The organism is Alteromonas sp. 14N.309.X.WAT.G.H12, assembly GCF_036697315.1.
Lineage (GTDB): Bacteria > Pseudomonadota > Gammaproteobacteria > Enterobacterales > Alteromonadaceae > Alteromonas.
Window position 1 is genome coordinate 66,862 of sequence record NZ_JBAHZB010000004.1, and the last position, 18,082, is coordinate 84,943.

20 protein-coding genes are annotated in these 18,082 nt (G+C 47.5%); 5 read left to right on the plus strand and 15 right to left on the minus strand.

From position 1 onward, the window contains the following. Positions 1-13: 13 nt before the first annotated feature. Genes V5298_RS03395 through nudE form a run of 3 tightly spaced genes read right to left on the minus strand, consistent with a single transcriptional unit; the run spans position 14 to position 1,985 of the window. Positions 14-583: a YceI family protein gene (locus V5298_RS03395; protein WP_332930062.1), complete on the minus strand. Its 570-nt coding sequence runs from the start codon at positions 581-583 to the stop codon at positions 14-16. Beyond that, positions 584-1,417 carry a 3'(2'),5'-bisphosphate nucleotidase CysQ gene (gene cysQ / locus V5298_RS03400; RefSeq protein WP_332930063.1) on the minus strand — a complete coding sequence of 278 codons (834 nt, stop codon included), beginning with the start codon at positions 1,415-1,417 and terminating at the stop codon, positions 584-586. Between the two features lie 4 nt (positions 1,418-1,421). After that, on the minus strand, positions 1,422-1,985 hold the full coding sequence (gene nudE, locus V5298_RS03405; protein WP_332930064.1) for an ADP compounds hydrolase NudE: 564 nt from the start codon (positions 1,983-1,985) through the stop codon (positions 1,422-1,424). Between the two features lie 71 nt (positions 1,986-2,056). On the opposite strand from nudE, the gene yrfG reads away from it, so the two are divergent. The 3 genes from yrfG to V5298_RS03420 all read left to right on the plus strand — a co-directional run bounded on the left by yrfG (position 2,057) and on the right by V5298_RS03420 (position 4,851). Then, positions 2,057-2,746, plus strand: coding sequence for a GMP/IMP nucleotidase (gene yrfG / locus V5298_RS03410; protein ID WP_332930065.1), 690 nt, complete (start codon positions 2,057-2,059; stop codon positions 2,744-2,746). Next, a complete protein-coding gene (gene yjjX / locus V5298_RS03415) occupies positions 2,743-3,303 on the plus strand; it encodes an inosine/xanthosine triphosphatase (RefSeq protein WP_332930066.1) in 561 nt (186 codons plus the stop codon). Before yrfG ends, yjjX begins: the two co-directional genes overlap by 4 nt. Positions 3,304-3,474: 171 nt before the next feature. Then, positions 3,475-4,851, plus strand: a complete 1,377-nt coding sequence (locus tag V5298_RS03420; RefSeq protein WP_332930067.1) for an NAD-dependent succinate-semialdehyde dehydrogenase — start codon at positions 3,475-3,477, stop codon at positions 4,849-4,851. 58 nt (positions 4,852-4,909) lie between these two features. Here V5298_RS03420 and V5298_RS03425 read toward each other — a convergent pair whose 3' ends face one another. Genes V5298_RS03425 through gspC form a run of 12 tightly spaced genes read right to left on the minus strand, consistent with a single transcriptional unit; the run spans position 4,910 to position 16,319 of the window. Beyond that, entirely contained in the window at positions 4,910-5,665 is a 756-nt protein-coding gene (locus V5298_RS03425; protein WP_332930068.1) for a type II secretion system protein N, read from the minus strand. Further along, positions 5,665-6,135: a type II secretion system protein M gene (locus V5298_RS03430; protein WP_332930069.1), complete on the minus strand. Its 471-nt coding sequence runs from the start codon at positions 6,133-6,135 to the stop codon at positions 5,665-5,667. Before V5298_RS03430 ends, V5298_RS03425 begins: the two co-directional genes overlap by 1 nt. A 2-nt stretch (positions 6,136-6,137) precedes the next feature. Beyond that, complete coding sequence (gene gspL / locus V5298_RS03435; protein WP_332930070.1) at positions 6,138-7,331, minus strand: type II secretion system protein GspL; 1,194 nt, start codon at positions 7,329-7,331, stop codon at positions 6,138-6,140. Then, positions 7,331-8,317 carry a type II secretion system minor pseudopilin GspK gene (gene gspK, locus V5298_RS03440; protein WP_332930071.1) on the minus strand — a complete coding sequence of 329 codons (987 nt, stop codon included), beginning with the start codon at positions 8,315-8,317 and terminating at the stop codon, positions 7,331-7,333. Before gspK ends, gspL begins: the two co-directional genes overlap by 1 nt. Further along, the gene (gspJ, locus tag V5298_RS03445; RefSeq protein WP_332930072.1) at positions 8,314-8,958 is read right to left on the minus strand and encodes a type II secretion system minor pseudopilin GspJ; all 645 of its coding nucleotides are present in this window, start codon (positions 8,956-8,958) and stop codon (positions 8,314-8,316) included. The genes gspK and gspJ overlap by 4 nt, the downstream gene beginning before the upstream one ends. Next, a complete protein-coding gene (gene gspI / locus V5298_RS03450; protein WP_332930073.1) occupies positions 8,955-9,416 on the minus strand; it encodes a type II secretion system minor pseudopilin GspI in 462 nt (153 codons plus the stop codon). The genes gspJ and gspI overlap by 4 nt, the downstream gene beginning before the upstream one ends. Continuing rightward, positions 9,413-10,051, minus strand: coding sequence for a type II secretion system minor pseudopilin GspH (gene gspH, locus V5298_RS03455; RefSeq protein ID WP_332930074.1), 639 nt, complete (start codon positions 10,049-10,051; stop codon positions 9,413-9,415). The genes gspI and gspH overlap by 4 nt, the downstream gene beginning before the upstream one ends. A gap of 13 nt (positions 10,052-10,064) precedes the next feature. After that, positions 10,065-10,499, minus strand: coding sequence for a type II secretion system major pseudopilin GspG (gspG, locus tag V5298_RS03460; protein ID WP_332930075.1), 435 nt, complete (start codon positions 10,497-10,499; stop codon positions 10,065-10,067). After that, on the minus strand, positions 10,499-11,719 hold the full coding sequence (gspF, locus tag V5298_RS03465) for a type II secretion system inner membrane protein GspF (RefSeq protein ID WP_332930076.1): 1,221 nt from the start codon (positions 11,717-11,719) through the stop codon (positions 10,499-10,501). The genes gspG and gspF overlap by 1 nt, the downstream gene beginning before the upstream one ends. Before the next feature lie 2 nt (positions 11,720-11,721). Next, on the minus strand, positions 11,722-13,287 hold the full coding sequence (gene gspE / locus V5298_RS03470) for a type II secretion system ATPase GspE (RefSeq protein WP_332930077.1): 1,566 nt from the start codon (positions 13,285-13,287) through the stop codon (positions 11,722-11,724). 2 nt (positions 13,288-13,289) lie between these two features. After that, positions 13,290-15,347: a type II secretion system secretin GspD gene (gene gspD / locus V5298_RS03475; RefSeq protein ID WP_332930078.1), complete on the minus strand. Its 2,058-nt coding sequence runs from the start codon at positions 15,345-15,347 to the stop codon at positions 13,290-13,292. A gap of 21 nt (positions 15,348-15,368) precedes the next feature. Then, positions 15,369-16,319 (minus strand): type II secretion system protein GspC, encoded by a 951-nt coding sequence (gspC, locus tag V5298_RS03480; protein ID WP_332930079.1) that lies wholly within the window; start codon positions 16,317-16,319, stop codon positions 15,369-15,371. Between the two features lie 124 nt (positions 16,320-16,443). Between gspC and hslR the strand changes: the two genes are divergently transcribed. Continuing rightward, a complete protein-coding gene (gene hslR, locus V5298_RS03485; protein ID WP_332930080.1) occupies positions 16,444-16,848 on the plus strand; it encodes a ribosome-associated heat shock protein Hsp15 in 405 nt (134 codons plus the stop codon). A 23-nt stretch (positions 16,849-16,871) separates the two neighbouring features. Next, positions 16,872-17,777, plus strand: a complete 906-nt coding sequence (gene hslO, locus V5298_RS03490) for an Hsp33 family molecular chaperone HslO (RefSeq protein WP_332930081.1) — start codon at positions 16,872-16,874, stop codon at positions 17,775-17,777. Positions 17,778-18,082 lie beyond the last annotated feature (305 nt).

The window sequence follows — 18,082 nt, forward strand, 5'->3', positions numbered from 1 at the left end:
ACGCCAAATTAGGTTAATTTACTAAGGCAACAGAAAAGGTTACCGGTACAGCCAAGGTAATACTCGCAAGCTTTGCTACGTCCTGTAGCGCTTTTACACCACCATCAAGATTAAAGGTTGCTGCATTAATAACGGTAGGCGCGGTAGTTGCCACCGTGATGGTGTGATCGGATAACTGATTTACCACGACGTTAAAGGTGGCCGGTGCGGTAACACCATGTAATGAGATTTCACCGCTAATGGAAGCGGTTTGGCTATCACCCGCACTCATTGTTAACAACGCGTCTGGGATCGATGCGGTAAAAGTGGCTTCTGGATATGTCTTGGTTTCGAACAACATTTCCTGCATGCGTGTGTTACGAATGTCGATATGGGTATTCACACTGCTTAGCGGCACTTTGACGGTTAATTTACCATCGTTAGATAACTTGCCAGACAAGGCATCGAAGCTGTGAACTTCGGTTACCTGGGCATTTTTGGTGGTTAGAAAATTGAGGCTGGAATTGTCACTGTCAATGCTCCAATCTGCACTAGCAGGCAGTGCAATACAGGCGGTTAATGCCAACAAAGTACGTTTTATCATTTATTTCGCTCCTTTTTCATATTGAACGATATCTTCCCACGGCACGCGCTGATCGCCGAGAACGATAAAGTCTGGGTTTTCTAGCGTTTCACGCTGATTGTAGGTAAGGGGTTGAAAATTGGCGGCCAATATATTGCCGCCGGCTTCGGTGACGATACACTGAGAAGCCCCGGTATCCCACTCACCGGTAATGCCTAGTCGCATAAATACGTCAGCGCGTCCTTCTGCAATAAAGCAGGATTTTAGCGAGCAACTACCAAGAGGAAGGGTTTGATAAATCCGTTTTGCTGACATACGGGAAAACACCTTTTCCCGGGATTGACGCCGGCTGATGGCAATCATTACCACACTGTCGAGGGGATCTTCGAGTTTGCGGACATGGATTTTTCGGTGCTCGTCAGGGGTTTGTTTAAACGCCCCTTTGTTTTTAGTGGCATAATAGAGAGATTGTCCGGGAGGCCAGAAAATCACACCAATAACCGGTTCATTGTTCTCAATCAGAGCAATATTGACGGCAAAATCACCACTACGGGCAATAAACTCTTGGGTACCATCGATGGGATCAATGAGCCAGTATCTATCCCAGTTCCGACGCTCATCTAACTCGGCATGTTTGTTTTCTTCAGATAAGATGGGAATATGGGGGGTGGCTTCCATCAACCGTTTATTGATGATGTCGTTGGCCAGATAATCGGCACTGGTAACCGGCGAGTCGTCCTCTTTTGTGTAGGCGTCAAAGTCGCCCTTGTCATAAATAGTAAGAACGGCTTCGCCGGCTTCAATGGCGGCGCTTTTGGCCAATTCCAAAAGCGATTCATGGGTATCGTCAGGCATGATTTTAGCGCTCCTTTAACCACTTCTGAGCTAAGAATAGGGCAGCGACACAGCGGGCTTCAGTGAAATCTTCGCGAGCGAGAAGTTCGTCTGCTTGACTGAGTGGCCAATTAAGAACCTCCAAGGGCTCAGGTTCGTCACCTTCCAGCGAACTGGGATAGAGATCGCGGGCAACAACGATGGTCATTTCTGCATTAAAAAAGGTAGGCGCCATACTGACGGTATGAATAATATGTAAGTCATTGGACGCGTAACCGGCTTCTTCCTGTAATTCACGATTAGCAGCCTCAATGGCCGTTTCGCCAGGATCGATTAATCCTTTTGGAAAGCCAAGCTGATAAGAGTGGGTACCGGCGGCATATTCTCGGATCATGACCATGGTGGCATCATCGAGCATGGGCACAATCATGACGGCTCCTCGGTTGCCCCCGGCCATTCTTTCAAACTGGCGCTCAGCGCCATTTGAGAACTCAAGATCAAGCTGTTCAACCTTGAACAATCGGCTACGGGCTACAATTTCCCGATGCTTGATGAGGGGAAGTGATTTGGCGGAATCAATTTTACTCATTTTTATCCGTTAAAACTTTCGTTATCATGGCTACCATTGACTTAAGCTTAATGTATTTGAAGGAAAATCGCTTGCCATTTCTACCTTGGAGTGAAATAGACACGGTTCTACTCGACATGGATGGAACCTTACTAGATTTACACTTCGATAATCACTTTTGGATCGAACACTTGCCGAAAAAAATCGCTGAACGTAGCGGCAAGTCGGTAGATGAGTGTAAAACTACCATGCTAGCCCATTATCAACAGGTGTTCGGGCAGATACAATGGTATTGCCTCGATTATTGGGCTGACCAGCTGAACATGGATATTATGGCGGCGAAACGGGAGGTACAACACCTCATTTCTATGCGCCCAGATACCCTTCCTTTTTTAGACGCGCTTCACGACAGTGGACGTAAAGTGGTCCTTGTTACCAATGCACACCCAGACAGCTTGTCACTGAAAGTGGAGCATACCCAGCTGGATTCCCACATTGATGAGTTAATCTCTACCCATGAATTTGGTGTCACCAAAGAATCTCAGCAATTATGGCAGCAACTTCGCCAGCGGCTGAATTTTGATCCGGCACGAACTTTATTTGTAGATGATAGCGTACCCATACTGCATGCTGCTAAACGATTCGGTATTGGGCATCTGCTTGCGGTGAGTAACCCCGATAGTAAACAGCCTTTACGGAATATAAATGAGTTTCCTGCCATCAGTGATTACCGCACCATGGTGGATGAGATACGGCAACATCCGGTGAAAAATCCCTTATGACAGTATGTATTGTAGGATCTAAAAATCCAGTGAAGCTAAATGCTGCCCAACAGGCATTGAGCTTGTCTTTAGCGTCACCCGAGCTCACGGTTGAAGGGATAGCCGTGCCCAGTGGCGTGCCTGACCAACCCATGGACAGTGCCCAGACCCGAGAAGGGGCAATAAACCGTGTGAAAGCGGCCTTATCTTGCAGTGATGAATTTGCCCGCGCTAATCACTGGTTTGTTGCCATTGAAGGGGGCGTGGATCTATTTGACGATGGTCCGGCGACTTTTGCGTATGTGGCCATTTATCATCAGCAGCAATGGTCGGTGGGGCGCAGTGCGAACTTGCCTTTACCCCAATCGGTTTATCGCGCCTTACAGCAAGGGGAAGAACTCGGTACTGTGATGGATAAATTGTTTAATACCCACAATATTAAGCAAAAAGGGGGCGCCATTGGACTGCTCACCAATCACCTCGCCACACGGCAAAGTGTTTATGAAATAGCTTTATTGCTAGCGATGGCAAAATTTAATCATCCTGCACTTTACGAGACAGATTCCCCCACACCATGAAAAAATGGGGGACCGGTGTGAATAGAACGCATGCCCGCGGTAGAGTCACAGGCTAGTTCACCCATTGAGTGTTTGTAATGTCATAATATTGAAGGAGAAATTATTTTTCTTTACTTGGCGTTATAGTTGCAGCTTCTGTTTTACATAGTGAAAAAACAGGAGCGAACCTTAATGAGTGATAAAACAGTTACCATCAATCCTGCTACAGAGCAGCCCCTCGCTAAATATGGATTACTCTCTGAAACAGAAGCCCGCAACGCGGTGGATAAAGCCCACAACGCCTTCCTGCTATGGAAAAAGACGACCTTTAAGGAACGGGCGGCGTGTCTGCATAAGCTGGCTGATCTTATTACTGAACGCGGTGATGAAATTACCGCACTTATGGTTAAGGAAATGGGAAAAGTAGCGGCCCAAGGTCAGCAGGAAGTGGCACTTTGCGCATCTATTTGTCGCTATTCTGCGGATAATGGCGAGGCCTTCCTACAAGATGAAAATCGGGTTTACGAGGGCGGCAATGCCATTATTACCTACCAACCTATCGGTGTTATTCTTGGGATCCAACCTTGGAACTTCCCCCTGTATCAAGTGATCCGTTACAGCGCGGCCAATATTATGGCTGGTAATACAACGGTGCTGAAGCATGCTAAAAATGTATTCGGTATGGCTGAAATGATCCAGGCCCTATACGAAGAGGCTGGCTTTCCCAAGTATGTGTACCAATCACTGTTAACCGACGGCAAAACCGCCAGTGCCTTAATCAAACATGACAAAGTGCGGGGCGTCACGTTTACCGGCAGTGATCAGGTGGGCAAATCGGTGGCAGAAACGGCAGCGGGTCTTGCTAAGAAAACCGTATTGGAATTAGGCAGTAACGATGCCTTCGTGGTGTTGGGCGATGCTGACATCGATACTGCGGTAGAAGCGTGCGTGCAAGGACGCATCATCAACAATGGGGAAACCTGTGTTGCGGCCAAACGGTTTATTGTGGTGAACGAGGTTTATGATGCGTTTCGCGCCAAGTTTATCGCGGCTTTTAAAAACCTGACTATGGGTGATCCCGCACATGAAGGCACGGATATAGGGCCGATGGCCCGTGAGGACTTACGGGACAAACTCCATGAACAGGTACAGAACTCCATCGCTAAAGGGGCCAAACTCGTGTTAGGTGGGGAAATACCGCAACAAACAGGCTGGTATTATCCGGTCACTATTTTAGAAGAGATCACACCGGGCATGCCTGCCTACGACGATGAATTGTTTGGCCCGGTGGCGTCCTTTATTCGTGCTCAAAATGATACCCACGCCATGCAAATTGCTAACGACTCCCGGTACGGATTAGGTGGCGGCATTTTTACCACCGATAAGGACAAAGCCATTCGATTAGCCAAAGAAGAGTTTGATACCGGCATGGTCAATATTAACGGTTATTCGTTGGCGCAGCCGAATTTACCTTTTGGTGGGGTAAAAGACAGTGGCTACGGTAGGGAACATGGGGGTTTTGGCATGAAAGAATTCGTTAACGAAAAAACGATTTATATTGCCCAATAGGAAAGCATCGACGAAAAAGGGCGTTACGACGCCCTTTGTACCCTTTTTGACCCTTTTTTTAAAGGGAAAATGAAATGTACCCGTCTTTGTCCGGTTTGCCAAAGATCTCCGCAGCCTGATGCACTTCGTCGGGCAAATCGTCCTCGGGTTTAAACTTCCCGTCTATGGAAAATTGCTCAAAGTCTGCGGATAAAACGGCTTGCAGTGATAAGCCCAGTTTATTGGGCTCTTTTACCGTTATGCCGATATCTTTCCCTTCACAACTTAATTGCGCAGAGTAGTTACCAAAATCGATGGGGCCTTGAGTGCCGGCTACTGTTGCATTGAGCCAATCACCATGACCGGCCATGCGATTGCAATCCGGGCCGAAAGAGAAGGCATCTAAACGTACGCGAAAACGCCCGCCGGCATCCACCGGTAAAGGCAGCTGAATATTGGCTAAAATACGGTCCACCGGTAAAAACAACAGAAAGTCATCGGAGTTTATTTGCTCAGGAGAAAAGGCACTGACACTCACCGAGCCTTTAAATGACACATCATTGGGATCCCGCAAGTTACCACCGGTGATGTCGGCACTGAGACTACCGATAAGGAGTGGTAACCCAGCAATATCCCATTGCACATTCGTGATCGGAATGCCATCGATGACCATCGCTTGGGCTTTTCCTTCCCAAATTGTGCCACTTACCCCATAAATATTGATGTTCTTAGGCAGTGATTGGGCATAGATTATTTGGCTGGCCGGCATGTAGAGGATAACAAAATAGAAAAACACCACGACGGCGGCGCACGTCCATAAAATTTTAGCTTTCATTATTTACCTAACTGAAGTCGGCGAATTTTGACCTTGCCGGGATCATCACCCTCGGCAAAATCAGCCTGAATGATACGAATACCCATGGCTTCCATAGCTTGTAACCAGTCAAGAACCGCGTTAAAGGGCACTTCATCTACCGTCACTTGTAGTTCATCATCCTGGGGCTGCATTCTTGCAATGGCGATATTGAACCGTTCTGCGGTGTTATTTACCCCTTGGGCAAGGGAGCCGGTAAAGACGGTTTTCCCGCTGCTGCGACGCAATTGTTGGGCGCGATTACTTTGTTCTTTTACCCAGGTCAGTAGCGCCTGCTGAGATTCAAGACGGGCGGTTTCCTGGACGACGCCAGTGCTCAGGGGTTGCCAAACCAGCCAGTAGAAAAGGGCAATGGCTACGACCACGGCAGTCAATAAGGTGAGTCGCTGTTCTCGCTCACTGAGTTCTTTATATTTATCGAAAATTTTCATGCTCAACCCCGTATAGACACGGTGCCGATGACCATGTCATCGCGGTTATTAATAGCGCCTTGTTCCACATCGAAACCGGCACTTTCTGCCTGACGTCGGAATTGTTCAAGGGATTCAAAACTTTTCCCCTGGGCTTGCATACGCAGTTCAGTTCGCGCCGAATCAAACCGAATTGTCTGTGGTTTAATTTTTGAAGCCGAAAATGCCGGCGTTAACTGTTCCATCATCACCAGCAGAGAACTGCCACCACCGACTTGTTCTAGCTTTGCCATTTCGCCACGTATTTTTAAGCGGACATCACGGTAAGGGCCTAAATTAGGGAAACCGGTATCGACAAGCTGTTGGATCTCGTTGCTGAGTTTCGCATTTTCCCGTTTTAGCTGATAAAGGGTAACGCCCTTGTCTATTAAGGAAGTGGTCAGGGCAATGACTGCCAATATGGCGGCAACTCGCCATTGATACCATCGCCCAGCGCGCTTGCTTTTTAACCGATATTCGCCTTGTAACAAGTTAAAATCGGCCTGAGTTGCGCCAACGGCGAGTACGTGCATGGGTAAATCAAGCGGCTCTTGCTCGACAGTGGCATTTGGTAATGTGCCAAGATCATAATCGGAATAATTGTGTACGGTAACCTGGGTTGCTCGTTGACGTAAAATATGGGTAAACGCTGGCAGTACCCAGGAAGCTTCACCTTGCATCCCTTGCCATTCGTCTTCCCGCAACAAGACTTCATTACCCATGGTCAGTACCGACCAACCGTCTTTTGTTAACGGCATTGCCAGTACATCGGGTATTAAGCGATCACAAAATAGTCCCGCATCACTGAGCCATTGGCGCCAATGATTCATTTTTTCCCGAGATACCACCGCGACGGCTTGTTTATCACCCCGCTTAGGGCCAATGGCAAAAAACTGTTGGCTAATGTCTTCGGCCAATTCGTCTTCCAGCATAAAGGGCAGCGCAGATAAAATCTTACGTCCCCCTCGAGGCGGCAGTGCCACCCATTTTAGTAAAATATCACTGCCGGGCGCCAGCGCGATGATGGGACGTTGCCCTGCCCGCTCTTTTAGCGAGGAAAGGTGGGAGGCGTCGGGCAGTTCGCCTGAGGCAATAATTTCCTGTTCGCTGGCCGACCAAACCAGCCATTGTACAGGGATGTCATGCCGGGAACCCAATCTGACTAGCAGTTGTTCCATTATTTTACTCCTCCGAATTCACGACGTATTACCTCTACGCTTTCACCTGATTCAGCACTCAATAGACTGGTTAATGAAAATGTCGCGTTGTTATAACTGGTTTTAATATGCAACATAAAATACTTTGTGGTGATGGTAAACCAATCACGTTGGGTATCGCTAAGATCCAAAGCCTCAATGGTCGGTTCACTTAAAAAGTCATCCACCGTACTCCACCCGTCTTCCGAGCGACTGCTAATCAGGTTACTTGCCTGCGCCAATGATAGCCCTGTCAGACCGGCGAGAATAGGGGCCCGCTCTACGGTTAGGGTATTGACGTTTATCGCTAGCGTTGTTTCATCGGGAATGACACAAATTAACGGTAATATGTCGTTGAGCCAAGTCGGACTGACGCCGTTTATCAGGCGTAACTCTGACTGATTGGTCATCTGCGAGTTGGCAGCCAGATAGGGATGCTCCAAGCTTTCATAATCACTGTCTTCTGCGCCATAGGTTCGCGCGCTGGTGTCACTGTCTAACCAATCGGCTAGGCTGTCTCTTACGGTCTCGGCGGTGTAACTGTCGATATCATCGCCGGCGGCCTCTAGCATTAAACCAAAGGCTTCCATTTCTTCCGACGCTTCTGACTGACTGGTTTTGTCCTCATCACTCGGCGAGACGGCATTTAAATTGAAGCAGCTTTGGGCATCTTCCAATTGGGCTTTGATAACGCCGTTTTCTACCGGATAAGTAAATTCCTGGGCCCAATCATCACTAAGTACCACCTTATCGTCGGTTTCATCCAATAAGGTTGCAATGGCGGTGCGGGCATAGGCTTCGGCACCAAGGGCGTACCAGTATGCTTGATTATTATCTTTAATGTTAATGGTACGCTGTACCTGAATTTGCAGCCGAGTGCCCATTTCGCTGGCGATAATCACCACGAGGGCGACAATCATTAGGACGATGAGCAGGGCGACGCCCCGTTGTTGTGATGGCATCCTCATAAACTGGCTCCGCTAATGGTAAATTCCCGGCGTATTTTGCCAAAGTCTTTACTCACAAATTCGAAGGCGACAGCTTTGGGTAGTGTTGAACCCACGAAGGTGTCTCGCCAATCCATCCCGTCACTGTTAGACGACAAGGTATTGCTTGTCTCTTCGTCTTCATCTAAATCAACGATAAATTGCACTTTAAACTCGCTGATATTGTCTAGCAGTTCCCGCACTTTAGGTTCGGTGCCACTGACACTATCAACATAATTGGTATACAGGCGTTCAAGCTTGCCATCACGAATACGGTAGGCCACAGATTGCAGCGTACTGCGAGGCAACATTAATTGAGGGTTTTGCCATCCACTGCGCACAAACGCGATAGCCAGTCCGTCTGAATCATCAGGATCGCCGCCACGCATTACGGTTTCAGAGGCTTCGCCGTCTATCCTTACGGCCCGAGGTACCGCTTGTTCAATATCCCGCTCAATAATAGTCACTGCGCGCTGTAACCGTTGCAGCTTGTCAAAGCGGGAGGATGAGAGTTTGTCGCTGTCTAACACGGTTGTTAGCACCGCCGTGGAGGCTACGCCAATAAAGGCAAAAATGGCGATGGCGATAAGGACTTCGACGAGGGTAAAACCCTGTTGCTTCATGAGTCATCATCCTCATCGTCGTCGTCATTAAGATCATCGGCGTCGTTAGCGCTGTCTGAATCGCTGTCGGTGTCGATGGTTGTTGGCTCAGCCACATAGGTGATCACCGTGGTGGTAAAGTCATCGTAATTTGCATCTAACCCCACGCTGATCTCAAGGGCCTGCAATTCTTCTTGCGAAGTTTCTTTGACAACCTGCTTCCAATACCAGGTACGATTGGCCATTTCCGAGGTGCCACGGAGGTTATTTTCCGGCGGCCAGGTGGCTGTTAGTTTAACTTTGTTGATACGGTTATTAGCGACCCAGGTTGCAAAGGTGATTTCTTCAATTTTACCCACACTGAGTAAATGGTCTGAGGCCGCTTTTAACGCTGCAGTGCCTGCCATGGCAAAGATGACAATGGCAGCCATTACCTCCAGTAACGTAAGACCAGATTGTTTTGTCTTTACTGGCTTCATTCTGGCGGGTCCTCTAGCGGACCGTTTAAAATGAGTGGCGGCATATCTCGGTTTTGTAATTCAAAATACACCGGCGTTTCGCTACTTAAGCTGGGCTCATAGCGAAATGTCAGGCTAAAAGGCGTAATTTCACCGCTGGACATGATCAACACCTGCGGTGGCGGCAGCACCTTTTCTTCTTCGTCACCAATATTGGTACTGGTGTCATCAAGGGAGAAATTCTCGTCAAATACATCCCGTTCAAAGAGCTGATCTTCCGTATCCCAGGGTAAATCATCCAGATTAAGGGAAAAGGTAAAAGGATCAGCCAAGGCATGGGTGGCATACAATTTTTCATTTTCGAGCTTCTGCCACTTATCATCATCGTCGAGATAAACGAAATAATACTCATGGCGTTGTTGCTCAAACCGCACGCCAAGTTGACGTTGATTCAATACCGCGTAATCGCTGGCCATATCCACAAGCACCTGCAGTCGATTGGCTTCTTTTTTCAGCTGATCGGTTTGATTGACCCCAAAGGCATTAAATACCACAAAACTGGCGGCCAGCCCCATGACCACCATTACCAGCATAATTTCCAGCAAAGTAAAACCTTTCATGGCAGGCATTGGTAAAGCGTGATGAGGCTGCTTCATGGACGTCTTCGATTTACAGATATTCGTTCACGTTCCAAGTACCGATGTCGTCATCAGTACCGGGTTGTCCGTCAGGTCCGTTTGAGTAAATATCGTAATCGCCCATTTCTCCAGGGCTCATAAACTGATACGGATTGCCCCAAGGATCGTCAGGTAAACGTTGAATAATGCCGCCGGTAGGGTAGTTTTTCGGTACCGGATCAACGGAGGGTTTTTTCACCAAGGCTTCAAGTCCTTGCTCTGTGGTCGGGTAGCGGTTGGCCTGCATTTTATACATGGCCATGGCACTTTCCAGTTGCTGGATATCCACTGCGGCTTTTTTCTTTTGCGCGATCTCCTGATTCCCAATGACGTTGGGTAAGACCATGGACGCAATAATACCGATGATCACCAGTACGATCATCACCTCGATTAGGGTAAAACCGGAATGTCTTTTCATCGTTTTCATTAAATATTCACCATTTGATTCATTGCTAATATGGGTTGCAGAATAGCCATCACAATAAATAACACAACGAGTGCCATGACAACTATCAGCATAGGTTCAAAAATTTTCAGAGAAATACTCACCTGAGTTTCAAATTCACGGTCTTGGTTATCCGCGGCACGTCCCAGCATTTGTTGAAGTTCGCCCGACTTTTCACCGGATGCAATCATATGCATCATCATGGGAGGAAAGATGCGGGTTTTCTCTAATGCCGCGCGTAAACTACTTCCTTCTTTTACATTGACCGCCGCTTCAGTGATTTGGTTCTTAATATGTTGGTTTTGCAGCACATCGGCAGAAATACGCATGGCTTCAAGGAGTGGCACTGCACTGGACGAAAGTATGCTGAGTGTGCGGGCAAATCTTGCCGTATTGAGCCCTTTACTCACCTTGCCGAGGATCGGCATTTGTAAGATGGCGCGATGGTATTTCAGTTTCATCGCCGGTTTTTGCACCAACCGGTTAAATACCACCACCAGCAACATAATAACGAGCAGTAGTACTAAGCCGTAGGCCTGCATCCATTCGCTGATACTAATAAGAATGCGGGTGATCACCGGAATATCCTGGCCCATGTGTTCAAATTGGCCAACAATTTTAGGTACAACCACGGTGAGCAACAGTGAGATAACGCCAATGGCAAACACCAGCATTATGGCCGGGTACACCATGGCTTGTGTAATCTGGCTACGGGTTTGTTGTCTGCGTTCGGTGTAATCGGCTAAACGATTTAGCACGATATCTAAATGCCCTGACTTTTCACCTGCCGCCACCATGGCGCGATACAATTCATCAAAAACACTGGGAAATTGCCCTAACGCATCGGCGAGGCCGTGACCTTCAACCACTTTACTGCGCACGGCCATCATCATATTTTTATGACGGGGCTTCTCACTTTGTTCGGCAACCGCCAGGAGGGCTTCTTCAATGGGAAGTGCCGACTCTACCAAGGTGGCGATTTGACGTGTCAGTAGTGCGAGGTCTGAGGCCGAAATTCGGGGCTTAAAAAAGTTAAAGCCACTGCCTTTGGTGTTGTTCTTTTCGGCAACAATTTCTACTTCAAGGGGGATGAGCCCTTTTTCACGTAGTTGTTGGCGGACCTGACGGGCATTGTCCCCTTCCAATACGCCTTGTTTATTGCGGCCACTGGCATTGAGGGCCTTATAGGAAAACGCAGCCATTTTTAGTCCTCCCGCGTTACGCGCAGAACTTCTTCAAGAGACGTTTCGCCGGTCAGTACTTTTTGACAGCCGTCGTCTCGGATGCTTGGGGTGGACGTGCGAATATAACGTTCGATAGCTTGTTCGCCTTTGCCTTCGTGCATCATTTCTCGAATAGGTTCATCTACCAATAATAATTCGTGGATCCCAGTTCGACCTCGATAACCGGTTTGATTACACGCGGCACAACCTGCGGGTTGGTATATGGTGGGCAGCGGTTGGGTATTTGACACACCCAACAGTGCGGCTTGCTGCTCATTAGGTGTGGTGGGTTTGCGGCACTCTTTACACAAGGTTCTTACCAACCGTTGTGAAAGCACGGCTAACAAACTGGATGACATTAAAAAGGGCTCTATTCCCATGTCTTCCAAGCGGGTGATGGCGCCGGCGGCAGTATTGGTGTGCAGCGTAGACAATACCAAGTGGCCAGTTAAACTGGCCTGAACCGCAATTTGTGCGGTTTCAATATCACGGATTTCTCCCACCATTACCACATCAGGATCCTGACGCAAAATGGCCCGTAAACCTCGGGCGAAAGTCATATCTACCCGCGGGTTTACCTGAGTTTGACCGATACCGGGAAGATCGAATTCGATGGGGTCTTCTACCGTTAGGATGTTGCGATCTTTGGAATTGATTTCCGTAAGACCCGCATACAAGGTGGTACTTTTCCCTGAGCCCGTTGGTCCGGTGACCAAAATGATGCCATGGGGTTTGCGAATTAACGACGAGAATATATCCCGGTTGGCTTTTGTCATGCCTAAATCAGCAAGGTTTAATCGCGCATTGTTCTTATCGAGTAACCGCAATACCACACGTTCGCCGTGATTTGACGGCATGGTCGATACCCGTACATCTACCGCGCGACCTGCGATACGCAATGTAATTCGTCCATCCTGGGGGACCCGCTTTTCTGCAATATCCAGTTTGGCCATAACCTTAATTCGAGATACCAGCATGGAGGATAATTTCCGGTTTGGCCGCAAAATTTCCCGTAGTACACCATCAACACGAAAGCGCACGACCAGTTGATTCTCAAAGGTTTCAATATGAATATCTGAGGCTCCTTCCTTGATCGCTTCACCGAGCATGGCATTGATCAATTTAATGATGGGGGCATCATCTTCACTGTCGAGCAAATCTTCTGTATCGGGTAGTTCTTCGGCCAGGGCAAAAAGGTCACTTTCGTTACCTAAATCTTCCATTAATTGTTTGGCGGCAGAAGAATCGCGCTGAAAGGCTTGGGTTAGCAAGCTCTCAAATTGGTCCTGAGGAATTTCAGATAAAGTGAAAGGTTCACCAAAGAAGCGCCTGACCTCGACAAAAATGCTAAAAGGCGTTGCTTCAGTGTAATACAAGGTGGCAGGTTCACTATTGGTTTCAAGCAAAACATGATTTCGCTTTGCGAAGCTAAAGCTCAACTGGCGAGGACCGCCAGCGTCTTCAGCGACGTTATCATCGGCAAGACTATCGAGTGCTTCTTCTTGCGCCGCGATAGCCTGCTCAAGCGTATCTTGATTCGCAGCCATGATTAATCGTTGCCCTCTTTTTCTTTCTCTATCTCTTTCTCTTTGTCTTTTTCCATGATGTAGTCTTCAAATGACGGTGGTAATGCGAGGTCGTCATCCCATTTGGGCATGGAAGGTTGTTCTTTATCTGGCATCAATGCAATACCATCAGAATGGCGTTTTAACTGCTGAGCACGAATATAGTTATATTTTCTACGACTGATTTTGTTTGCTGTTACCCCATCGCGAATAATGGTGGGTCTTAAAAATACCATCAAATTACGCTTACGCTTAGTGGTAGAGGTAGACTTAAACAAGTTCCCAATATACGGGATGTCACCAAGGAGGGGGATCTTAGAGACACTTTCTTGTACATCTTCATCAATGAGGCCGCCAAGAACGATAGTGCCACCATCATCCACAATAACAGTGGTTTTGATTTGTCTTTTGTTAATGGAGATATCCACGGACGTGGTACCACTGACAGAGGAGACCTCTTGTTCTATGGTTAACTGAACCGCATCCCCTTCGTTAATTTGTGGGGTAACTTTGAGTTTTATCCCTACTTCCTGACGATCTACCGTTTGGAAGGGGTTGGAATTATCGTCACCGGTGGTTGTGCCTGTGATCACCGGTACTTCCTGACCCACAATGAAAAAGGCTTCTTCGTTGTCCATGGTGGTAAGGTGAGGTGTCGCCAGTACATTGGAATTGGTGTCAGTATTTACCGCCTGAATTACTGCCCCCCAGCCGTTTTGTATAACCCCTGCCAGTAAGCCGTTGGTACCGCTAAGTAAGCTAGACAGTGAGCTGTAATCGCCGTCATCGGTTGTGGTCACCGACACCACGTCACCATCATCGGTAATATAAGCTTCGGTATCAGTGGTATCTTCCGCTTCTTTAATGGCCACCGCCAGCGAGCCCACAGGAATAATACCATTACTAAATTGTGTACCACCGCCGTCTTCGGTGACCAGCTGCACCCCTAACGTGGCACCATTGCTTTCGTACACTTCTACAATAATGGCTTCGACTTGCACTTGGGCACGGCGCACATCAAGCTGGCGAATGATTTCCGTTAGCGAGCTCATCATATCTGGCTCGGCGGTAATCACCACGGCATTTGAGGGAACGTGGGGTTCAATGCTTATATCGCGGCTGCTGGTGTTTTTAGCGGTTTGCGTCGCGCCTTTTTCTTCCGCCTGAATACTGGCAGAAACCCCTTGTAAAACTTTAACGACATCTTCTGCTTTGGCGTAATTTAGGAAGATGACCTGGGTGTTGCCATTGGTTTCCAATTCCTCATCCATTTGCTGGATCAGTTTGACAATGCGCTCTCTTGATTGGGCATCGCCACTGATGATCACGGAGTTAGTCCGATCATCTGCCACCGCCCGAGGGGTCGATTTTCCCGTGGTAGTGGTTTTGCTTTGGGTACTGTTGATGCTGTCGACAATACGCACCATTTCCGAGGCTGACGCATAGTGCAATTTGACGATTTCCACTTCTTCGTCACCGGCACGGTCAACACGTTCAATGATTTCTACTAACCGATTAACCACCGCCGCGCGCCCTGTGAGCATCATTACGTTTGAGGGATCGTGGGCCACCACGTTACCGCCTCCGGCCTGATCGTTTAGCTGGCGCAGAATGGGGGCAAGTTCTCTTACCGGTACATTGTAAACCGGCACGACCCGGGTAATCATTTCATCGCCGTCTAAGGTATCGCCTTCTACAACGGGAATATTGGAGGTTTTCGCTTCTTTCGAGCGCACCACTTTGAGGACGCCGCTGGGCATTTCTACCACCGCAAAATCATAAACCTGCAATACATTCAGGAAAAACTGATAGTACTGATCTTCGGTGAGCATGTCGTAGGAACGCACACTGATCTTGCCCCTAACGTTGGGCTCGACAATGATCGTTTTTTTCAAATTTTTACCAACGATGGTAATAAATTCGTTGATATCGGTATCTTTGAAATTCGGCATGTACTCTGCGGCTGTTGCCGAAACACACAGCGCGGCAGCACACATCGCCGCTGAAATCCGAGAAAATAAGGTTCGGCGCTTTTGCCTCATGAGTCTGTCTTCCTACTTTTATTATGCATTATCCGGCTCCGGCATATCCAGATACACGGTAATATACTCACCGTCACGGGTCAGTGTCAGTTCAATGGTACTTGCCTGACGAAGTTCATTCATGGCGGCTGAAGATTGTTGCGTGTCTGTCAAATCCAGCCCATTAATTTGTATTACCACATCGCCCGACTTAAGACCGGAAGATTCGAACAACGCAGGGTTGTTCCCCGGTTTAATTGTATACCCTATCAGTTGGCCGCCGTTAATGGCGGGGGTGATAGAAATATAATCGGTAAAAGTCGCCGGTTTTTTTCGTAACTGGTTGGCGATCCCTTCATCGATTTTTACTTGTCTACCCTTGCCCGATGGCGGGGTAGTGTTTCTGGGGGGAATATTGGGACGACGTTTATCCGGGAGTTCATTTTTCACCACCCGTTTTTTGTTGGTATCATAGTCGATGCCGTCGAGCATCAGGGTTTCTTTACGTATGCCATTTTTAATGATGACCCGATCATCGTGCACCTGATGTAAGGTGGCATTGGTGTTTTCAATTTTTTCACCCAAGCCATAGACATCCTGAACCCCGCGATACTCAATAATGGCCGCAGCCTCTTCTTTGATTGAGCTGACGACGACGCCGGTCAGGGTTAATTTTAGTTTGGTTTCCGGTGCATCGGTTATGGGCTTTTCATCCACTAGGGCATCGTTTTGAATGGGTTTTCCAAATAAATTTAGCTGTTGTATTTGTGCTACATTGACCCCACTTTGCCCTTGTTGAACAAGTTGTGGTCCTGCGGATAAATCGGCAGGTATGGTAGCGGCGTCAGGTTCGGGTATAATTTGCCACACTAACCGTGCAGCAAATGCCAATAAATACAGGCTCAGCAGTACCACAACGACGAGGTGCAGTTGTTTTTGATGCCGGCTGAAAAATAGCGCCAGAGATTGAGTGTTAATTTTGTCGAGTGTCATGTGTTGTCGAAGATACTGCTTTTTTAATCATTGATTTAGAATTATGCACACGATAGCCGACTCATCATAGCCTAGTCGAGGCGGGGGTCACAACAGTAAAACGAAAGAGTGACAAAAATATTACATGAGCAATGGTAATCCTGATGACACTGACGTTAATGTCCGCCTTGATAAATGGCTCTGGGCTGCTCGTTTCTTTAAAACGCGCTCCATTGCCAGAGAAATGATTCAGGCTGGAAAAGTTCACTATAACGGCCAGCGTGCCAAGCCAGGTAAAACAGTAGAGCGTGGCGCCATGATAAAAGTTCCCGCCGGTTGGGATATTAAAGAAGTTAAAGTGCTTAAAACCAGTGATAAACGGCAAAGCGCCGCGTTGGCCCAAGGCTTATATAAAGAAACGGACAAGAGTATTGCACAGCGGGAAGCGAATCAGGCGGCACGTAAATTAAGTGCGTTTCATAGTCCTAGGCCAGAGCACCGGCCGGATAAAAAACAGCGCAGACAGATTATTAAATTTAAGCAGCAGTAGTCTGCTAAAACAGGATAACAGGCATGACCAACAACCAATATGATGAACTTCACCGGTATCTGTTGAACGCCGCCAATGTGCGAGGCGAACTGGTACGTTTAGAAGATAGTTTGCAAAACATCGTACACAGTTATGAATACCCGGTACCGATCCAGCATTTACTTAGCGAAATGGCAGCTGCAACCTGTTTGCTTACGGCTATTTTGAAATTTAAAGGCGAAATCGGCATTCAAATTCAAAGTAAAGGGCCGGTGAGTTATGCGGTGATTAATGCCACCCACGATTACACCTTGCGTGGCGTGGCAAGATGGGATGAAACCCTAAGTCATTTACCTGACGCCTTTCAAGAGCTTCTAAGCGAGGCGGTAATGGTGATCACCATTACCCCAGAAGAAGGTGAACGTTACCAGGGTGTGGTGCCGTTGGATAAGCCGACTCTAGCCGAATGTTTGGAAGGGTATTTTGCCCAATCTGAACAATTGGCCACGAAAGTGATGTTGATGACAGATTTAAACAACCCCGGACATGCTCGGTCAGCGGGTATGTTATTGCAGGTTATGCCCACTCAGGCGGCGAATACCGACGTGAGTCAGGATACTGAATTTGAACACGTCTGTAAGCTTGCCGAGACCCTGTCTGAAAAAGAAATGTTTACGTTGCCGGTGAATGACATTCTTTATCGCTTGTTCCACCAAGAAGAAGTGGAAGTGTTTCCGCCACATGGGGTTTCTTTTGCCTGTTCATGCTCAAAGCAACGTAGTGCCGATGCACTACGTAATGTGGATAAAGCCGAGCTGTTGCAAATTGTGGAGCAAGACGGTGCGGTTAGAATGAATTGTCAGTATTGCCATGCTGAATATGTCTTTGACAGTATGGATATTGAAGCTATCCATGAAGGGCAGTTTGTGGAAACGCGAAAAGATCAGTAAGGTGCTGAAAACTAGTTAGATAATGCTCTATGTATTGGCAATAAAAAAAGCGGCTCAATGCCGCTTTTTTATTGTTTTTCTTTTTGTGTTAAAGCAATATTACATAACTGTTTACAGTTTTTTAACTAAGCTATCTCTTTGAATTTTATTATAAAATGGGTTTTGTTTTTATTTGGTGTCACCCTATTTTGTAATTATCCCACCAATAAACTGTAATTTAGATCAATAAATGGTCATTATTTAGCACTTAAATGTTGATGAAAGCCCTGTTTTATATACAATCGAAGATAGAAGTATTTTTGAAA

What these genes read in the sequence shown, in the direction of transcription:
- gspC (WP_332930079.1), bottom strand. Translation starts at nt 16,319, where the DNA reads ATGACACTCGACAAAATTAACACTCAATCTCTGGCGCTATTTTTCAGC.
- yjjX (WP_332930066.1), top strand. Translation starts at nt 2,743, where the DNA reads ATGACAGTATGTATTGTAGGATCTAAAAATCCAGTGAAGCTAAATGCT.
- gspG (WP_332930075.1), bottom strand. Translation starts at nt 10,499, where the DNA reads ATGAAAACGATGAAAAGACATTCCGGTTTTACCCTAATCGAGGTGATG.
- hslO (WP_332930081.1), top strand. Translation starts at nt 16,872, where the DNA reads ATGACCAACAACCAATATGATGAACTTCACCGGTATCTGTTGAACGCC.
- gspD (WP_332930078.1), bottom strand. Translation starts at nt 15,347, where the DNA reads ATGAGGCAAAAGCGCCGAACCTTATTTTCTCGGATTTCAGCGGCGATG.
- gspH (WP_332930074.1), bottom strand. Translation starts at nt 10,051, where the DNA reads ATGAAGCAGCCTCATCACGCTTTACCAATGCCTGCCATGAAAGGTTTT.
- nudE (WP_332930064.1), bottom strand. Translation starts at nt 1,985, where the DNA reads ATGAGTAAAATTGATTCCGCCAAATCACTTCCCCTCATCAAGCATCGG.
- V5298_RS03420 (WP_332930067.1), top strand. Translation starts at nt 3,475, where the DNA reads ATGAGTGATAAAACAGTTACCATCAATCCTGCTACAGAGCAGCCCCTC.
- gspI (WP_332930073.1), bottom strand. Translation starts at nt 9,416, where the DNA reads ATGAAGCCAGTAAAGACAAAACAATCTGGTCTTACGTTACTGGAGGTA.
- V5298_RS03425 (WP_332930068.1), bottom strand. Translation starts at nt 5,665, where the DNA reads ATGAAAGCTAAAATTTTATGGACGTGCGCCGCCGTCGTGGTGTTTTTC.
- gspK (WP_332930071.1), bottom strand. Translation starts at nt 8,317, where the DNA reads ATGAGGATGCCATCACAACAACGGGGCGTCGCCCTGCTCATCGTCCTA.
- gspJ (WP_332930072.1), bottom strand. Translation starts at nt 8,958, where the DNA reads ATGAAGCAACAGGGTTTTACCCTCGTCGAAGTCCTTATCGCCATCGCC.
- gspL (WP_332930070.1), bottom strand. Translation starts at nt 7,331, where the DNA reads ATGGAACAACTGCTAGTCAGATTGGGTTCCCGGCATGACATCCCTGTA.
- gspF (WP_332930076.1), bottom strand. Translation starts at nt 11,719, where the DNA reads ATGGCTGCGTTTTCCTATAAGGCCCTCAATGCCAGTGGCCGCAATAAA.
- V5298_RS03395 (WP_332930062.1), bottom strand. Translation starts at nt 583, where the DNA reads ATGATAAAACGTACTTTGTTGGCATTAACCGCCTGTATTGCACTGCCT.
- cysQ (WP_332930063.1), bottom strand. Translation starts at nt 1,417, where the DNA reads ATGCCTGACGATACCCATGAATCGCTTTTGGAATTGGCCAAAAGCGCC.
- hslR (WP_332930080.1), top strand. Translation starts at nt 16,444, where the DNA reads ATGAGCAATGGTAATCCTGATGACACTGACGTTAATGTCCGCCTTGAT.
- gspE (WP_332930077.1), bottom strand. Translation starts at nt 13,287, where the DNA reads ATGGCTGCGAATCAAGATACGCTTGAGCAGGCTATCGCGGCGCAAGAA.
- V5298_RS03430 (WP_332930069.1), bottom strand. Translation starts at nt 6,135, where the DNA reads ATGAAAATTTTCGATAAATATAAAGAACTCAGTGAGCGAGAACAGCGA.